Below are 16,674 nucleotides of genomic sequence, written 5' to 3'. Positions count from 1 at the left end.
GCTCAGGCGCTGACGTCGAATCCGGTGATGACCTTGGTCGGACGCAGCCGCACCACTAGTTCGCCGGGAACGGCGTTGCGCCGGCCGAATTCGTCGGCGCGGTCGGCGCCCATGTAGCGGCCACCGGTGCGGGTCGCGATGTCGAGCACGTCGGCCGGATCCTCGCTGACCGCGGCGACGCCCTGCACCTGGACGAACGAATACGGCGGATGAGGATCGTCGACGCAGATCACCACTCGCGGATCACGGTCCAGCGCACGGCCTTTCGACGTGTCGCGACCGGTGTTGAACGCCAGCTGCCCGTCGTCGACGACGAACCACACCGGAGCGACCAAGGGTCTCCCGTCGGCGGCGACATACCCCAGCATCCCGGTACGGGTGCCGGCCGACAGGAACTCGACGACCTTTTCGCTCAGCTCGGCCATGCGCTAGAGGCGAACCAGGTCGTAGTCGCCGAGGTGGTCGATCAGGTTGTGCAGGTGCTCACCCGAGGTGCCCAGCGTGTGCTCGATCGCGGTGAGCCGGGCGGCGTAGTGGCTGACCGGGTATTCGGCGGTCACCCCGATGCCCCCGTGCATCTGGACCGACTCCTGCGCGATGTGCCGGCCCGAACGGCCGATCTGCAGCTTGGCGCGCGAGGCGATCACCGGGTCGATGGTGCCGTCGGCGATCGACATGGCCGCGTACAGGGTCATGCTGCGGGCCAATTCCAGCGAGACGTACATGTCGGCCGCGCGCTGCGTGAGCGCCTGGAATTTGTTGAGCGTGACGCCGAATTGCTTGCGGGTCTTGAGGTAATCGGTCGTCAGGCGTAGCGATTCCTCCATCGCGCCCAGCGCTTCGGCGCACAGGGCCGACTGGATGCGCACGATCGCGTCGCCGATGGCGCCCGATGCGTCCGCCGCCTCGCCGAGGGGCTCGGCGGCCGTGGAGTCCAGGTCGATCTGGGCGCCGCGCTGTCCGTCGAAGGTTCGGAACGGGTGCCTGGTCACCGACGCCGCATCGACGAGGAACAGCCCGGTGCCGCCGCTCGGCAGGGCGGCGCTGACGACCAAGGTGTCGGCGGAGTCCCCGGCCAGCACCGGGTTCTTGCGACCGCTCACGGTCCACGAATCACCTTGCTGCGCAGCCTTGGTGCTCACCTCGGCGGACGGATCGCGCTGCCCCGGCTCGAGGTGGGCGAACGCCAGCAGCCGCTGCCCGCCCGCGACCTCGTCGAGCAGTTCCTTCTGCGCATCGGTGCCCAGCTCGGCGATCAGCGCACCGGGCCCCAGCGCGGCGTGCAGCACCGGTTCGGGGGCGAGCCGGCGCCCGACCTCGTTGAGCACCACCATGATCTCGATCTGGCCGGACTCGTCCGGATCGAAGCCGAGGCCGAGGATCCCGGTGTCGGCGAGCTGACTCCAGACCTCGCGGCTCCAGCCGAGATCGGAACCGATGATCTTGTTGCGGCTTTCCGGGTCGTAGGTGCGCGACAGCAGGTCGCGGGTGGTGTCGCGGAGCAGGGCCTGCTCGTCGCTCAGCTGAAAGTCCATGACTGCCTCACAATCCCAGAATCGTCGACGCGATGATGTTGCGCTGCACCTCGCTGCTGCCGCCGTAGATCGACGTCTTGCGGTAGTTGAGGTAGTGCGGCGCACTGTGTTGGGCCCAGTCGGGCGAGGCGATGTCTTCGCCGTTGGCCGGCAGCGCATCCGGCCCGGCCACCTCGACGAGCAGTTCGGTGGCCGCCTGCTGCAACTGGCTGCCGCGCAGCTTGAGCACCGACGACGCCGGGTTGGGCTGCCCGTCCGCGGAGTCGGTGACGACTCGCGACTGGGTGAGTTCCAGTGCCAGCAGCTCGTTTTCGGCCTCGGCCAGCCGCGCCGCGAACAGCGGGTCGTTGAGCACCCCGGTGGCCTTGGCGTGTTTCTTCACCTCGGCGAGGCGCACCTTGGTCCGCCCCACCCCGGCGATGCCGGTGCGCTCGTTGCCCAGCAGGAACTTCGCGTACATCCAGCCCTGATTCTCTTCTCCGACAAGCTGATTCGCGGGAACCCGGACGTCCTCGAAGAAGACCTCGTTGATCTCGTGGCCGCCGTCGATCGTCTTGATGGGCCGCAGGGTGATGCCCGGCGTCTTCATGTCGAAGAGCAGGAAGGAGATGCCGGCCTGCCGCTTGGGTGCCTGCGGGTCGGTGCGGACCAGGCAGAAGATCCAGTCCGCGTACTGGCCGAGCGTGGTCCAGGTCTTCTGGCCGTTGACGACGTAGTCGTCGCCGTCGCGCACCGCAGTGGTGCGCAGCGACGCCAGGTCCGAGCCCGCCTCGGGTTCGGAGAAGCCCTGGCACCACCAGATGTCGAGGCTGGCCGTCGGGGGCAGGAAGCGTTGTTTGACCTCCTCCGAACCGAATTCGGCGATCACCGGGCCCACCATCTTGGTGTTGAAGTTCAGCGGCTCGGGGACGCACGCCAGCTGCATCTCGTCGGCCCAGATCTGATGCTGGGTCGGCGTCCAGTCCTTGCCGCCCCACTCGACCGGCCAGTTCGGCACCGCCAGGCCGTGCTCGTGCAGGATCTTGTGGCTGGTGACGATGTCGTCGTGGTTCACCTCGGCCGAGCCGCGGCGTACCCGCTCGCGCAGCTCCTCGGGAATCTTGGTCGTGTAGATGGTGCGGAGTTCGTCGCGGAACGCGGCTTCCTCGGGCGTGAGCGCCAGTTGCATGGCAGCCTCCTGTCGTTTCTTCGGTGACCGTGACGACGCAGCGCCCAGAGCTGTTTTCCGGCGGTGCTGGTCGTTCGCTCGACTTCCATCTTGACCCATCCCGCGTGGGCATCGTGCACAGCCTCGGGTTAATGCACAGATCGCCGTGACGCGGTGCCGTTGTGACGGTCCGCGGACCTACCGTCGGCCCATGCGAACAGAACTTCCGGCGGAGCGCCTGCACCGGCGGCTCAACGCCGAACCCCAGACCGATGGCGCCGCCGAGTCCGGGGACGCCGGGTCGGGCTCGACGGGGGATGCCCCGGACGACGACCAGAACTCGCTGCTACCGCGGTGGCTTCCCGACGCGTCGCGGGATCGGGGCTGGGTGGCCCGGGTGCGGGCCGACCCCGGACGGGCCGGCGCCATCGGGCTGGCGATCGTGGCGGCGCTGGCGGTGCTGGTCACGGTGTTCACCTTGCTGCGCGACCGGCCTGCGCCGGTGATGTCGGCCAAGCTGCCACCGGTGGAGAAGGTGTCGACGGCCGGCCCCAGGTCGTCGGCGAGCCCGAGTGCTGTGCAATCAGCGAGCCCCGACCGCCCGGTGGTGGTCAGCGTGGTCGGCCTGGTGCGCACGCCGGGGTTGGTGACCCTGGCGCCGGGGGCACGCATCGCCGATGCGCTGCAGGCCGCCGGCGGCGCGGTGAACGGCGCCGACACGATCGGCCTGAACATGGCCCGCCCGCTCGGGGACGGCGAACAGATCGTGGTCGGCCTCGCTCCCGTTCCGGGCCAGCCGGCGGCGCTGGGTAGTTCGGTGGCCACCGCAACGACGCCGACCTCCAAGGCGCCACCGCCCGGGTCGGGATCCGTCAAGCCGAAGCCCGGCCAGGCGGTCGACCTGAATACCGCGACCGCTGCGGAGCTCGACGCTTTGCCCGGCGTGGGGCCGGTCACCGCCGCCGCGATCGTGGCCTGGCGGCAGGCCAACGGCAAATTCACCAGCGTCGACCAGCTCGCCGACGTCGAGGGCATCGGTCCGTCGCGGCTGGAGAAGCTGCGCGCGCTGGTCCGTGTCTGACCCCCGTGCGCAATCCCGGTCCGGACGGAGCGCCGTCCGGGCAGGTCGACGTGCGCCTGGTGCCGGCCGCGCTGGCCTGCTGGGCGGTGACCGCCGGTGGCATCTGGTGGTCGGCCGGACGGATCCTCGCCTGGTGCTGCGTCGGGTTGACCGTCGCCGCCGGGGCGCTGGTATGGCGTGCGCCGCGCCGGCCCGGCCGGCCGGCGCGGCTGCGCACGATCAGCGCGGGCCTCGCCGCTGTCGGTGTGGTCGGGACGGGATACGGCTTCGCGATCGCGCTGCGCGCCGACGCGGTCGGTCACCACCCGATCACCGCGGCCTTCGGCACCAGTGCCCCGGTGACGGTCACCCCCACCGAGAGCCCGGTGTCGCTGGGCAGCAGCCGCTTGATGTTTCGGGCCGCCCTGCAACGGCTGCGCGCCGACGAAATAACGGGCCGGGTCGTCGTTTTCGCGCGCGCCTCGGACTTCGCCGCCGTGACGGTGGGCCAGCCGGTGCGGTTCACCGCGCGGATCACCCGGCCGACCCGCCGGGACCTGACCGTCGCGGTGCTCAACGCGTCGGGCCCGCCGACCATGGGCACCGCGGGCGTGGTGCAGTCGGCCGCGCACGGCGTGCGCAGCCGCTTCGCCGCCGCCGCCCGCGCCACGCTGCCCGGCGAGCAGGCGGCGATGCTGCCCGCGCTCGTGCTCGGTGACACGTCGGCGGTGCCGAGTGACACCAGCCGCGATTTTCGTGCGGCCGGCATGACGCACCTGATGGCCGTGTCGGGTGCCAACGTGACGATCGTGTGTGCCGCCGTGCTGTTCTCGGCCCGGTTGATCGGCCCCCGCGGGGCCGTCGTGCTCGCCGCGCTGGCGTTGGTGGCCTTCGTCATCGTCGTGCAGCCGACGGCGAGCGTGTTGCGGGCGGCCGTGATGGGCGCCATCGCGTTGACGGGAATGCTGACTTCGCGCCGGCGGCAAGCCATTCCGGCCCTCGCCGCCAGCGTGTTGGTGTTGCTGGCGGTCGCCCCCGCGCTGGCCGTGGACGTGGGGTTCGCGTTGTCGGTGCTGGCCACGGCCGCGCTGATCGTCGTCGCGCCGGTCTGGTCGCGGCGCCTGGCGGCCAAGGGGTGGCCGAGGCCGCTGGCCGACGCGCTCGCCGTCGCGTGGGCCGCGCAGGTGGTGACCGCGCCGCTGGTTGCGGCGATCTCCGGGCGGTTCAGCGTGGTCGCCGCGCTGGCGAACCTGGTGGTGGCCGCAGTGATCGCCCCGATCACCGTGCTGGGCACCGGGGCGGCCACGCTCTGCGCGATCTGGCCGGGCGCCGCGCGGCTGCTGATCCGGTTCACCGGTCCGGAGTTGTGGTGGGTGGACGGCGTGGCCCACTGGGCGGCCAACATGCCCGGCGCCACGATGCCGGTCCCGGAGGGGATGCCCGGCACGCTGATCGTCGGCGGTGTCACGGTGCTGGCGGTGGTGCTGTGGCGGTGGCGGCCGTTTCGCGTGGTGGCCGGGGTGGGGGCGCTCGCGGGGCTGGCGTGGGCCCTGTCCGGACTGGGGTAGGGCCGGTGTCCCCCGAGCGGCGCGGTCGGTGGGGCGTGACACCATCGTGGGGTGAGCGAGGTTTCGCCGTTGCACCTGGTCCTGGGAGACGAGGAACTGCTGGTCGAGCGGGCGGTGGCCGACGTGCTGCGGGCGGCGCGCAAGCGGGCCGGCACCGACGACGTTCCGGTCAACCGGATGCGGGCGGGCGACGTCAGCACCTATGAGCTCGCCGAGCTGCTGAGTCCGTCGCTGTTCGCCGACGAGCGCATCGTCGTGCTGGAGGCCGCCGGTGAAGCGGGCAAAGACGCTGCCGCGGTGATCGTTTCGGCCGCGAGTGACATGCCGACCGGCGTGGTGCTGGTCGTGGTGCATTCGGGCGGCGGGCGCGCCAAGGCGCTGGCCACCGAGCTGCAATCCCTTGGCGCCGTGGTGCATTCGTGCGCGCGGATCACCAAGCTGAGCGAACGCGTCGATTTCGTCCGCAAGGAGTTTCGCGGCCTGCGGGTGAAGGCCGACGAGCAGACGGTGACCGCGCTGCTGGATTCGGTCGGTTCCGATCTGCGGGAGTTGGCCTCCGCCTGCTCCCAGTTGGTCGCGGACACCGGCGGGGCGGTCGACGCCGACGCGGTGCACCGCTATCACAGCGGCAAGGCCGAGGTGAAGGGTTTCGACATCGCGGACAAGGCGGTGGCCGGCGACGTCGAAGGCGCCGCCGAGGCTCTGCGGTGGGCGATGATGCGCGGCGAGCCGTTGGTCGTCCTGGCGGATGCGCTGGCCGAAGCGATCCACACGATCGGCCGGGTCGGCCCGCTGTCGGGCGACCCCTACCGGCTGGCGTCACAGCTGGGGATGCCGCCGTGGCGGGTGCAGAAGGCCCAGAAACAGGCCCGGCGTTGGTCGCGTGACTCGGTGGCGACGGCGATGAAGGTGGTGGCCGCGCTGAATGCGAACGTCAAGGGGGCGGTGGTGGACGCCGACTACGCCCTGGAATCGGCGGTCAGGCAGGTCGCCGAGCTAGCCGCGCAGCGCCACCACTAGAGGCGGCGCCGGCCGGTACAGCGTCAGATCTTGTTGAGGGCCTGCGCCAAGGCCGACTTCTTGTTGGCCGCCTGGTTCTTGTGGATCACGCCCTTGCTGGCCGCCTTGTCCAGCTTGCGGTTGGTCGCCACCAGCAACTCGGCGGCCTTCTCCTTGTCGCCGGCGTGGGCGGCCTCGCGGAACGCGCGGACAGCGGTACGCAGCGACGACTTCACCGACTTGTTGCGCAGGCGAGCGCGCTCGTTCGTCTTGTTGCGCTTCTGCTGCGACTTGATGTTGGCCACGCGGGAGTTCCTTCTTCGATTCGACGTTTTTGTGGGGCGCCGGATATCACCACAGCGATTGCCCAGGTTATCAGTGAGTTACGTTTTCTCCCAAAACGGGAACACGTGGGCTGCCAGAACGTCGACTTGAGGCAGCATCTGAACAGTGAGTCTTCCGGACCAGCTTGACCACACCAAGCGGGGTTTTCGCGCTGCACGTTCTGAGCGCATCTTCGGCGGATACAACGTGTCCTCGGACGCCTACGACATGGCGTTCGACGAGATGTTCGACGCGCAGGGCGCCGTGCGCGGCCCGTACAAGGGCATTTATGCCGAACTCGCGCCGTCGGACGCCTCGGAGCTGAAAGCTCGCGCGGAAGCGCTGTCCCGCGCCTTTCTCGACCAGGGGATCACCTTCTCGTTATCGGGCCAGGAGCGGCCGTTCCCGCTGGACCTGGTGCCGCGGGTCATCTCGGCCGCCGAGTGGACCCGCCTAGAGCGCGGCATCACCCAGCGGGTCAAGGCGCTCGAGATGTACCTCGATGACATCTACGGTGACCAGGAAATATTGAACGACGGGGTCATCCCGCGCCGCCTGATCACGTCGTGCGAGCACTTCCACCGCCAGGCGATGGGCATCGTCCCGCCCAACGGCGTGCGGATCCACGTCGCCGGCATCGATTTGATCCGCGACGACAAGGGCACCTGGCGGGTGCTCGAGGACAACCTGCGGTCGCCGTCGGGTGTGTCCTACGTCATGGAGAACCGGCGCACCATGGCGCGCGTGTTCCCCAACCTGTTTGCCAGCCACCGCGTGCGCGCGGTCGACGACTACGCCTCGCATCTGCTGCGGGCGCTGCGCAACTCCGCGGCCACCAACGAGGCCGACCCGACGGTGGTGGTGCTGACCCCGGGTGTCTACAACTCGGCCTATTTCGAGCATTCGCTGCTGGCCCGCCAGATGGGTGTCGAGCTGGTCGAAGGGCGCGACCTGTTCTGCCGGGACAACCAGGTGTACATGCGCACCACCGAGGGGGAGCGTCAGGTCGACGTCATCTATCGGCGCATCGACGACGCCTTCCTGGACCCGCTGCAGTTCCGCGCCGATTCGATGCTGGGGGTGGCCGGGCTGGTCAACGCCGCCCGCGCGGGCAACGTGTCCATCTCGAGCGCGATCGGCAACGGCGTCGGTGACGACAAACTCGTCTACACCTACGTGCCCACGATGATCGAGTACTACCTCGGGGAGAAGCCACTGCTGGCCAACGTGGAGACGCTGCGCTGCTGGCTCGACGACGAGCGCGAAGAGGTGCTGGACCGCATCGACGAGCTGGTGCTCAAGCCGGTGGAGGGGTCCGGCGGCTACGGCATCGTCTTCGGTCCGGAGGCCTCGGAGAAGGAGTTGGCCGCCGTGGCCAAGAAGGTGCGCGACGATCCGCGCAGCTGGATCGCGCAGCCGATGATGGAGCTGTCGACGGTGCCGACGCAGATCGGCAACACGCTGGCGCCGCGCTACGTCGACCTGCGGCCGTTCGCGGTCAACGACGGCAACGAGGTCTGGGTGCTGCCGGGCGGGCTGAGCCGGGTGGCCCTGGTCGAGGGGTCGCGGGTGGTCAACTCCAGCCAGGGCGGCGGCTCCAAGGACACCTGGGTGCTGGCGTCGCGGGCGTCGGCCGGTGACCACGAGCTCGAGGCGGCGGAGGTGGTGCGGTCATTGCCCACCTCCATGCCGGACCCGATGCTCGACGACGCCCCGCGGTTGACGTCTCAGCAGGCGCAGCCCACCGAACTGCCCAAGCGCGAACAGCTCGAGCAACAACAACAGCAAAGGGCGGCCCGCGATGTTGGCACGTAACGCCGAGGCGCTCTACTGGATCGGCCGCTACGTCGAACGCGCCGACGACACCGCCCGCATCCTGGACGTGGCGCTACACCAATTGCTCGAGGATTCCAGCGTCGACCCGGACCAGGCGTCGCGCCTGCTGCTCCGCGTGCTCGGGATCGACCCGCCGGATCACGACCTGGACGTGTGGTCGCTGACCGATCTGGTGGCCTACAGCACCAACACCCAGGGCGGCTGCTCGATCGTCGACGCCATCACCTCGGCGCGTGAAAACGCCAAGTCGGCCCGCGAGGTGACGTCCAGCGAGATCTGGGAGTGCCTCAACACCACCTACCACGCCCTGCCCGAACGCGAGCGTGCCGCCAAACGCCTTGGGCCACACGATTTTCTGTCGTTCATCGAGCGGCGGGCGGCGATGTTCGCCGGCCTGGCCGACTCGACGCTGTCCCGCGACGACGGCTACCGGTTCATGGTGCTGGGCCGGGCGATCGAACGGGTCGACATGACGGTGCGGCTGCTGCTGTCGCGGGTCGGCGACAGCGCCTCGTCCCCGGCGTGGGTGACGCTGTTGCGTTCGGCGGGGGCGCACGACACCTACCTGCGCACCTACCGCGGTGTGCTGGACGCGGGCCGCGTGGTCGAATTCATGTTGTTGGACAGGCTGTTTCCACGTTCGGTGTTCTATTCGCTGCGACTGGCCGAACACAACCTCGATGAGCTCGTCCACCACCGGCAGAGCCGGATCGGGTCCACCGCCGAGGCGCAGCGACTGCTCGGCCAGGCCCGCAGCGAACTGGAATTCGTGCAGCCCGGCGTGCTGCTGGAATCATTGGAGAACCGCCTGGCGGGGCTGCAGCGCACCTGCCGCGACGTCGGAGAGGCGTTGGCGCTGCAGTACTTCCACGTGACGCCCTGGGTGGCGTGGTCGGACGCGGGCCAGCGCGCCCGGTTGATCAGCAGGAAGGGGGACGCCTGATGTGGCGGCTGCGGGTGGTGCACACCACGGGATACGCCTACCAATCGCCGGTGACCGCCTCCTACAACGAGGCGCGCTTGACCCCGCGCTCGAACAGCCGGCAGAACGTCATCCTCAACCGCGTCGAAACCATCCCGGCGACCCGGTCCTACCGCTACATCGACTACTGGGGCACTGCTGTCACCGCGTTCGACCTGCACGCACCGCACACCGATCTCACGGTGATGTCGTCATCGGTCGTGGAAACGGAACGGGCCGAGCCACTCTCGGCGGAGGCGGGCTGGAGCGACCTGCAATCCGAGGCGGTGATCGACCGCTACGACGATCTGCTGCGCCCCACCCAGCACGCCCCGGCCAGCAAGCGGGTGGCGGCGGTAGGCAAAAAGATCAGCAAGACGCACAAGCCGGCCGAAGCCGTCGTCGCCGCGGCCAATTGGGTGCGCGAGGAACTGGAGTACCTTCCGGGCACCACCAGCGTGCACTCGTCCGGGCTGGATGCGCTCAAAGCGGGCAAGGGCGTCTGCCAGGATTTCGTGCATTTGTCACTGATGTTGTTGCGCAGCATGGGAATTCCGGCGCACTACGTCTCGGGCTACCTGCACCCCAAGCGCGACGCCGTCGTGGGCGACACCGTCGACGGGCGAAGCCACGCCTGGATTGAGGCATGGACGGGCGCCTGGTGGAGTTATGACCCCACCAACGACACCGAGATCACCGAGCAGTACGTCGGCGTGGGCGTGGGCCGCGACTACGCCGACGTTTCCCCGCTGAAGGGCATCTACTCCGGGGAGGGCGCCACCGACCTCGACGTGATCGTGGAGGTGACCCGGCTCGCCTAGCCGGGGGTGAGGTCCGTCGACACAGGGATACCGTTGCAGGAATGAACGATTCGGCCAAAGCCGCCGCGCGGCTCGATGCGCACCGGCCGGGGCGGGGCGGCTCGGCCCTGGCGGCGCTGTCGCTGCTGTGCATCGGGCTGCTCATCGGGGGCATCGCCGTCGGCGTAGCGGTGGGCGGGGTCATGCCGTTGCCCTACGGTCCGGCAAGCGCCGTCAGCGCCTACGTGCGCGCGCAGCCGGCGGCCGTGCGCATCATCGCCGTCGCGACGTTCGCGTCGGCGGTGCCGCTGGCGATCTACGCGGCGATCGCCGGCGCCCGGTTGCGTCAACTCGGGGTCGGCTCCGGCGCGGTCGCGCTGAGCGGCGGCACGTTGGCCGCCGGTGCGCTCGGCCTGGCGGGGTTGCTCGGTTGGACGTTGTCCATACCGGATGTCGCCGCGGACGCGGCGGTGGTCCGGGCGCTCTACTTGTTGGTCTTTCTCACCGGCGGCCCGGGGCACATCGTGGCGCTGGGGCTGCTGGTCGGCGGGATCGCCGCGCCCGGTCTCACCCGGGGGTTGATGCCGGGACCGCTCGCGCGGATGGGCGTGGCGACGGCCGTCCTCGCCGAATTGGCGGCGGCGGTGCTGATCTGGCCGGCGCTGGGCGTCATCTTGCCCATCGCCCGGGTGCTGGCGCTGACCTGGCTGATGGTGGCGGGCGTTGCCCTATCCCATGCGGCGCAACGAGATTCGGCGGCCGACTGAGCGGCCGCGGCCGGCGGTCACGAGGCTGCGTCGACCTGGACGCGGTGCAGGTCGTCACCGAGTTCGACGTGCCCCCCGAACTGCGTGGCCGCCAAGGCCCGCCACTGCTCCTCCTGGCCGGGCACCAGTGCCGGCACGTAGTGCGTCATGACCAGGGTGCCCACCCCCGCCCGCGCCGCGGTCGCCGCCGCTTCCTCCACCGACGAGTGGTAATCGCAGATGTCCTGCAACCGCTGCTGGGGGATGGTGGCGACGATGTCCTTGCGGATCACGGTGTGCACCAGCGCGCCCGCCCCCGCGGCCAGTTCGTCCAGGCCGGCGCACGGGACGGTGTCGCCGGCGAGCGCCACCGAGGCGCCCTGATAGTCGATGCGAAAGCCGATGGTCGGAGCCACCGGCCGGTGATCGGTGGGCGCCACCCGGATGGCGACGCCGTCGCGGTACCAGACGGCGCCCTCGGTGTATTCGTGGACATCCACCGCCGGCGGCTCGTTGATGTCGGCGTGATGGGCGATCCGGTAGCCGATGTCGTGGCGGAACGCGTTGAGCGTCGCCGCGACCGCCTCGGCCGTGCCGGGCGGCCCGATGATCGGCAGCGGCTCGGGATCGGGCGTGAAGGTGCTGATCCACCGGGTGATGAGCACATCGCCCAGGTCGCCGATGTGGTCGCTGTGCAGATGGGTCAGCAGCAACGCCGACAATCCGGCGGCGCCCACCCCAACCGCGGCGGCGCGCTGCAGCACGCCGCGCCCGCAATCCACCAAGAACACCTGTCCGCCGGCGCGCACCAGAGTTGACGGCCCGGCGCGGTTCGGATCGGGGATCGGACTTCCGGTTCCCAGCAGCGTGACCTCGATCATGGCCTTATCTTGCAGTCCCGCGGTGCTCGCAGTGGCCCAATCGCGCGATCCGGCGCGGCCTTCACCGGTAGGACACGATCTGTTTGCAGCTTCTATTGGTGGCTTTTGCGCCGCGCGAGGAAGCCGTAGCCTGATGTGAAGCGGATCACAACCCGGCTGGAGGCCTCGATGCGGATAGCGGACGTCTTGCGGAACAAGGGCGCGGCGGTGGTGACCATCAACCCGGACGCGACCGTACGCGAGCTGCTTGCGGGGCTGAGCGACCAGAACATCGGCGCCATGGTGGTGGTCGGCGACGAGGGTGTGGTCGGCATCGTGTCGGAGCGCGACGTCGTGCGCCAGCTGCATACCCACGGCGCCAGCGTGCTGTCACGCCCGGTGTCGAAGATCATGACGTCCATGCTGGCGACGTGCACGAAGACCGACGAGGTCGACGCGATCAGCGTGTTGATGACCAAGAACCGGGTGCGGCACGTGCCGGTGCTGGACGGCAAGAAGCTGATCGGCATCGTCAGCATCGGTGACGTGGTCAAGAGCCGACTGGAAGAACTCGAGGCCGAGCAGCAGCAGCTGCAGTCCTACATCACCCAGGGCTGATCGGTTCCGCTCGGCGCGACGCCCGCGACGAGTTCAGCGCCAGGAGTAGTCGGCCCGCAGCCGCGCGGCCACCACGTCGAAGATCTCGCGATCCAGGATGGCGCCCTCGCGGCGGATGCCCTCCTCGGGCACGTCGAGCACCCGGTCCAGCCGAACCCAGCTCTGCCTGCCCTCGTAATCCCAAGAGCCAGAACCGATTCCAACCCATTCGGGGTCGGTGGCGTGGCGCTCCTGGCTGGACACCATCAACCCCAACAGGACGCTGCGGTCCCGGCCCACGACCAGGACGGGCCGGTCCTTGCCCCGAGTCGGGTCGTCCTCGTGGACCACCCACGTCCAGACGATCTCACCCGGATCGGCCCGACCGTCCAGGCTCGGCGCGTACACCAGTTTGCGGGCCCGCTGCGCGGTCGGCAGGCTGCCGCTGGTCACCGGCCGGCCGGTGACGGGCGCGTCAGGGGGAGGTGGCGCCACCGCGGCGATGACGTTGGCGGTGATCTTCACGGCCTGCTGCAGCTCGCGCAGCACGGTCTGCGAATTCTGCACGGTCCGGACCAGGCGCGGTGCGCCGTTGAACACCAAATTCTCCGCGAACCGCTGAAACGTCCTCCACTGGGATTTCCGGGGAGACGACATATTCGCAGCATAGACGCGAGCCGCGGGGTGCGATTGTGTCCAACTAGGTCCCGGCGGCCCTGTCTGGATACGCTGGACATACCCGCTAACCGCGCCGGAAACGGCCGCAAAGCGCCCGTCAAGCTTGCACGCACCAGGAGATTCCCATCAGCAGTTTCGCCGACAAGACCTTCACTGCGCCGGCGCAGATTCGGAACTTCTGCATCATCGCCCACATCGACCACGGAAAGTCCACGCTGGCCGACCGGATGCTCCAGCTCACCGGCGTCGTCGACGAGCGGTCCATGCGCGCGCAGTACCTGGACCGGATGGACATCGAACGCGAACGCGGGATCACCATCAAGGCCCAGAACGTGCGCCTGCCGTGGAAGGTCGCAGACACCGAGTACGTGCTGCACCTGATCGACACCCCCGGCCACGTCGACTTCACCTACGAGGTGTCCCGCGCGCTGGAGGCCTGCGAGGGCGCGGTGCTGCTGGTCGACGCCGCCCAGGGCATCGAGGCGCAGACCCTGGCCAACCTCTATCTGGCGCTCGACCGCGACCTGCACATCATCCCGGTGCTCAATAAGATCGACCTGCCCGCCGCCGACCCCGACCGCTACGCGGCCGAGATCGCCCACATCATCGGCTGCGAGCCGGGCGACGTGCTGCGGGTTTCGGGCAAGACCGGAGACGGCGTCGCCGACCTGCTCGACCACGTGGTGCGCGAGGTGCCGCCGCCGCAGGGCAGGGCCGACGCGCCGCTGCGGGCGATGATCTTCGACTCGGTCTACGACATCTACCGCGGCGTGGTGACCTATGTGCGCGTGGTCGACGGCAAGATCACCCCGCGCGAACGCATCGCGATGATGTCCACCGGCGCCACCCACGAACTGCTCGAGGTCGGCATCGTCTCGCCCGAACCGAAGGCCAGCGACGGCCTGGGCGTGGGCGAGGTGGGCTACCTGATCACCGGCGTCAAGGACGTCCGCCAATCCAAGGTGGGGGACACGGTGACGACGGCGCGGCACGGTGCCGCCGAAGCGCTGACCGGATACCGCGAGCCCAAGCCGATGGTCTACTCGGGTCTGTATCCGGTGGACGGCTCCGACTACCCGGATCTGCGCGACGCGCTGGACAGGTTGCAACTCAACGACGCGGCCCTGACCTACGAGCCGGAGACGTCGGTGGCGCTCGGCTTCGGATTCCGTTGCGGCTTCTTGGGTTTGCTGCACATGGAGATCACCCGTGAACGCCTGGAGCGAGAGTTCAACCTGGACCTGATCTCGACGTCACCCAACGTCGTCTATCGCGTGGTCAAGGAGGACAACACCGAGATCGTGGTGACCAACCCGTCGGACTGGCCGGAAGGCAAGATCCGGGATGTCTACGAGCCGGTGGTCAAGACCACCATCATCGCGCCGAGCGAATTCATCGGCACCATCATGGAACTGTGCCAGTCGCGCCGCGGCGAGCTGGGCGGCATGGATTACCTGTCGCCGGAACGCGTCGAGTTGCGCTACACGATGCCGCTGGGCGAGATCATCTTCGACTTCTTCGATTCGCTGAAGTCACGCACCCGCGGTTACGCCAGCCTCGACTACGAGGAGGCCGGCGAGCAGGAGGCGCAATTGGTCAAGGTCGACATCCTGTTGCAGGGCGAGGCGGTCGACGCGTTCAGCGCCATCGTGCACAAGGATTCGGCGTTCGCCTACGGCAACAAGATGACCACCAAGCTCAAAGAGCTGATTCCGCGCCAGCAGTTCGAGGTGCCCGTTCAGGCGGCCATCGGATCGAAAATCATTGCGCGCGAGAACATTCGCGCGATCCGCAAGGACGTGTTGTCCAAGTGCTACGGCGGTGACATCACCCGTAAACGCAAACTTCTCGAAAAGCAGAAGGAAGGCAAGAAGCGGATGAAGACCATCGGGCGGGTCGATGTGCCGCAGGAGGCGTTCGTCGCGGCGCTGTCCGCCGACGCCGCGGGGGACAAGGGCAAGAAATAGCCATGCGGATTCGGGGGATAGCGACGGCGCTGATGGCGGTCGCCGTGCTGGCGACGGGCTGCGGTGGGGTGGTGGCGGGCACGGCGAAGCCGGCGCCCACCCTGAAGCCCCGACCGCTCAGCGGCGCGACGGTCAAGCAGGTGCTTCTCGACGGCCCGACGCTGTCGCGGATGCTCAATCAGCCCTTCGTGGCGCGGGATCCGGCCGAATTCGGTGGGCCCGAAAGGCTTTATCAGGTCCAGCGGACGATGTCGCAGGCCGGCTGCCTGGGCGTGACGGCGATGCTGCAGCAGGGCGTGTACCGGTCCGCCGACGTGCAAGAGGTGGCGTCCGAATCGTGGTGGAACAACGGTGAACCGGCGCAGGTGATCGTGGTCGAGGAGGGTGTGGTCACGCTCCCGTCGGCCGGGCAGGCCCAGGCGCTGTTCGCGCAGTTCTCGGGGCAGTGGCAGCAGTGCAACGGCATGACGACGTCGGAACAGTCCGGCCCGATCAGCACCACGAACGTCATCAGCGACGTCCGCGTCACGGACTCCACCATCGCCGCGACCAAAACCGCGACATCGATACTGCCCAACATGCCGCCGCTGCGGCCCACCCCACAGGCGCGCGCCATCGGCATCCGGTCGAACTGCCTCGTCGAGGTGCAGGTCGTGTTCTTCGGCGGGCGGCGGTCGTCGGATCCCGGTTCGGCCGACATCAACTCCAGCGCCATCGACGTTGCGCACGCCCTGATGGACAGGGTCAGCGCCCTGGGCTGACGTCGCGCCGGGCGCCGGGAAGGGCAGGGACGAAGTGAAGAGCAGCTGGCGTTCGCTGGCCGCTTTGATCGCGGTGCTGCTGACGGCCGGGTGCACCGAAACCACCTCCGGCACCGCAGTTCTGGCGCCGTCCGCGGGGCGGGTACCGCCCATCAAACGGGTATTGTTCGACGGCACCGCGCTGGCGAGGCTGCTCGGGCAGCCGTTCCAGCCCTACCCGCATTACTCGGAGTTCGGCGGACTCGACACACTGGGGTCCAACTGGGACAACGGGCGGCCGGCCGACTGCATCGGGGTCGTTCACCCGATGCAGCGGGTCACGTACGCCTCGGCACCTATCCAGGAGACGGCCGCCGAAATATGGGTGCACAAAGGCGATTTCGTGAAGGTCGACAGCGTCGAGCAAGGCATCGTCGAGTTGCGAACGGTCGCGGACGCCGATGCGCTCTTCGTGAAGTTCAGCGCGCAGTGGCAGAGATGCGACGGGACCACGTTGATGGTGGAGCCGATCGACGCATGGGGGGCGGACGCCATCTCCGACGTGCGCGTCTCGGATTCGGTTGTCGCGGCCACGGTTTCGAGGGGGTCGGGCCCACACGATGGTTTGAACGCCATCCCCGAGGCCCGGGCCCTTGGCGTCAAGGGACCTTACCTGGTCGACGTCAGGGTCGAATTCCGTCCCTTTTACGGTCCGGGAGATGCGGGCAACGCCGACATCAACACCACCGCCATCGATCTCACCCATGCGCTCATGGACAAGCTCAACGCCCGCGGCTAACGCGCTTACCTGATGGCGGCGACCCGCTTCGTCCGGCTGCGCCGCCCTCGCGATCGC

The 16,674-nt window shown here is 68.9% G+C and carries 17 protein-coding genes; 11 read left to right on the top strand and 6 right to left on the bottom strand.

Features of this window, described 5'->3' with window-relative positions:
• Positions 1-2: 2 nt before the first annotated feature.
• From AC5Y5B_RS15250 to AC5Y5B_RS15240, 3 genes are read right to left on the bottom strand one after another with little or no spacing between them, the layout of a single operon-like run.
• A complete protein-coding gene (locus tag AC5Y5B_RS15250) occupies positions 3-425 on the bottom strand; it encodes a PPOX class F420-dependent oxidoreductase (RefSeq protein ID WP_500005751.1) in 423 nt (140 codons plus the stop codon).
• 3 nt (positions 426-428) lie between these two features.
• Complete coding sequence (locus AC5Y5B_RS15245; protein WP_112630738.1) at positions 429-1,535, bottom strand: acyl-CoA dehydrogenase family protein; 1,107 nt, start codon at positions 1,533-1,535, stop codon at positions 429-431.
• A gap of 7 nt (positions 1,536-1,542) precedes the next feature.
• Positions 1,543-2,703, bottom strand: a complete 1,161-nt coding sequence (locus AC5Y5B_RS15240) for an acyl-CoA dehydrogenase family protein (RefSeq protein ID WP_500005749.1) — start codon at positions 2,701-2,703, stop codon at positions 1,543-1,545.
• 190 nt (positions 2,704-2,893) lie between these two features.
• Here AC5Y5B_RS15240 and AC5Y5B_RS15235 point away from each other — a divergent pair, with 190 nt between their 5' ends.
• From AC5Y5B_RS15235 to holA, 3 genes are read left to right on the top strand one after another with little or no spacing between them, the layout of a single operon-like run.
• Positions 2,894-3,763, top strand: a complete 870-nt coding sequence (locus AC5Y5B_RS15235) for a ComEA family DNA-binding protein (protein WP_500005748.1) — start codon at positions 2,894-2,896, stop codon at positions 3,761-3,763.
• A gap of 50 nt (positions 3,764-3,813) precedes the next feature.
• Entirely contained in the window at positions 3,814-5,310 is a 1,497-nt protein-coding gene (locus tag AC5Y5B_RS15230) for a ComEC/Rec2 family competence protein (RefSeq protein WP_500005873.1), read from the top strand.
• Positions 5,311-5,361: 51 nt separating this feature from the next.
• On the top strand, positions 5,362-6,330 hold the full coding sequence (holA, locus tag AC5Y5B_RS15225; RefSeq protein WP_500005746.1) for a DNA polymerase III subunit delta: 969 nt from the start codon (positions 5,362-5,364) through the stop codon (positions 6,328-6,330).
• Positions 6,331-6,353: 23 nt separating this feature from the next.
• Here the strand turns inward: holA and rpsT are convergent, their stop codons facing one another.
• The gene (rpsT, locus tag AC5Y5B_RS15220) at positions 6,354-6,614 is read right to left on the bottom strand and encodes a 30S ribosomal protein S20 (protein ID WP_112630732.1); all 261 of its coding nucleotides are present in this window, start codon (positions 6,612-6,614) and stop codon (positions 6,354-6,356) included.
• Between the two features lie 145 nt (positions 6,615-6,759).
• Here rpsT and AC5Y5B_RS15215 point away from each other — a divergent pair, with 145 nt between their 5' ends.
• Genes AC5Y5B_RS15215 through AC5Y5B_RS15200 form a run of 4 tightly spaced genes read left to right on the top strand, consistent with a single transcriptional unit; the run spans position 6,760 to position 10,997 of the window.
• Positions 6,760-8,448: a circularly permuted type 2 ATP-grasp protein gene (locus AC5Y5B_RS15215; protein WP_112630730.1), complete on the top strand. Its 1,689-nt coding sequence runs from the start codon at positions 6,760-6,762 to the stop codon at positions 8,446-8,448.
• The gene (locus AC5Y5B_RS15210) at positions 8,435-9,412 is read left to right on the top strand and encodes an alpha-E domain-containing protein (RefSeq protein WP_112630728.1); all 978 of its coding nucleotides are present in this window, start codon (positions 8,435-8,437) and stop codon (positions 9,410-9,412) included. The genes AC5Y5B_RS15215 and AC5Y5B_RS15210 overlap by 14 nt, the downstream gene beginning before the upstream one ends.
• Positions 9,412-10,251 (top strand): transglutaminase family protein, encoded by an 840-nt coding sequence (locus tag AC5Y5B_RS15205; RefSeq protein ID WP_112630726.1) that lies wholly within the window; start codon positions 9,412-9,414, stop codon positions 10,249-10,251. Before AC5Y5B_RS15210 ends, AC5Y5B_RS15205 begins: the two co-directional genes overlap by 1 nt.
• Before the next feature lie 41 nt (positions 10,252-10,292).
• Positions 10,293-10,997, top strand: a complete 705-nt coding sequence (locus AC5Y5B_RS15200; RefSeq protein WP_500005745.1) for a hypothetical protein — start codon at positions 10,293-10,295, stop codon at positions 10,995-10,997.
• Between the two features lie 17 nt (positions 10,998-11,014).
• Here the strand turns inward: AC5Y5B_RS15200 and AC5Y5B_RS15195 are convergent, their stop codons facing one another.
• A complete protein-coding gene (locus tag AC5Y5B_RS15195) occupies positions 11,015-11,857 on the bottom strand; it encodes a ribonuclease Z (RefSeq protein WP_500005744.1) in 843 nt (280 codons plus the stop codon).
• Between the two features lie 168 nt (positions 11,858-12,025).
• Here AC5Y5B_RS15195 and AC5Y5B_RS15190 point away from each other — a divergent pair, with 168 nt between their 5' ends.
• Complete coding sequence (locus tag AC5Y5B_RS15190) at positions 12,026-12,454, top strand: CBS domain-containing protein (protein ID WP_112630874.1); 429 nt, start codon at positions 12,026-12,028, stop codon at positions 12,452-12,454.
• 33 nt (positions 12,455-12,487) lie between these two features.
• Here the strand turns inward: AC5Y5B_RS15190 and AC5Y5B_RS15185 are convergent, their stop codons facing one another.
• A complete protein-coding gene (locus AC5Y5B_RS15185) occupies positions 12,488-13,090 on the bottom strand; it encodes a type II toxin-antitoxin system PemK/MazF family toxin (protein WP_500005742.1) in 603 nt (200 codons plus the stop codon).
• 140 nt (positions 13,091-13,230) lie between these two features.
• Here AC5Y5B_RS15185 and lepA point away from each other — a divergent pair, with 140 nt between their 5' ends.
• From lepA to AC5Y5B_RS15170, 3 genes are read left to right on the top strand one after another with little or no spacing between them, the layout of a single operon-like run.
• Positions 13,231-15,078: a translation elongation factor 4 gene (lepA, locus tag AC5Y5B_RS15180; RefSeq protein WP_500005872.1), complete on the top strand. Its 1,848-nt coding sequence runs from the start codon at positions 13,231-13,233 to the stop codon at positions 15,076-15,078.
• A 2-nt stretch (positions 15,079-15,080) separates the two neighbouring features.
• Positions 15,081-15,839, top strand: a complete 759-nt coding sequence (locus tag AC5Y5B_RS15175; protein WP_112630566.1) for a sensor domain-containing protein — start codon at positions 15,081-15,083, stop codon at positions 15,837-15,839.
• A 34-nt stretch (positions 15,840-15,873) separates the two neighbouring features.
• A complete protein-coding gene (locus tag AC5Y5B_RS15170) occupies positions 15,874-16,617 on the top strand; it encodes a sensor domain-containing protein (protein WP_500005741.1) in 744 nt (247 codons plus the stop codon).
• Positions 16,618-16,674: the final 57 nt, after the last annotated feature.

It is taken from the genome of Mycobacterium sp. NGS33 (genome assembly GCF_059812885.1).
This window is presented reverse-complemented; position numbering and strand designations above follow the sequence as displayed.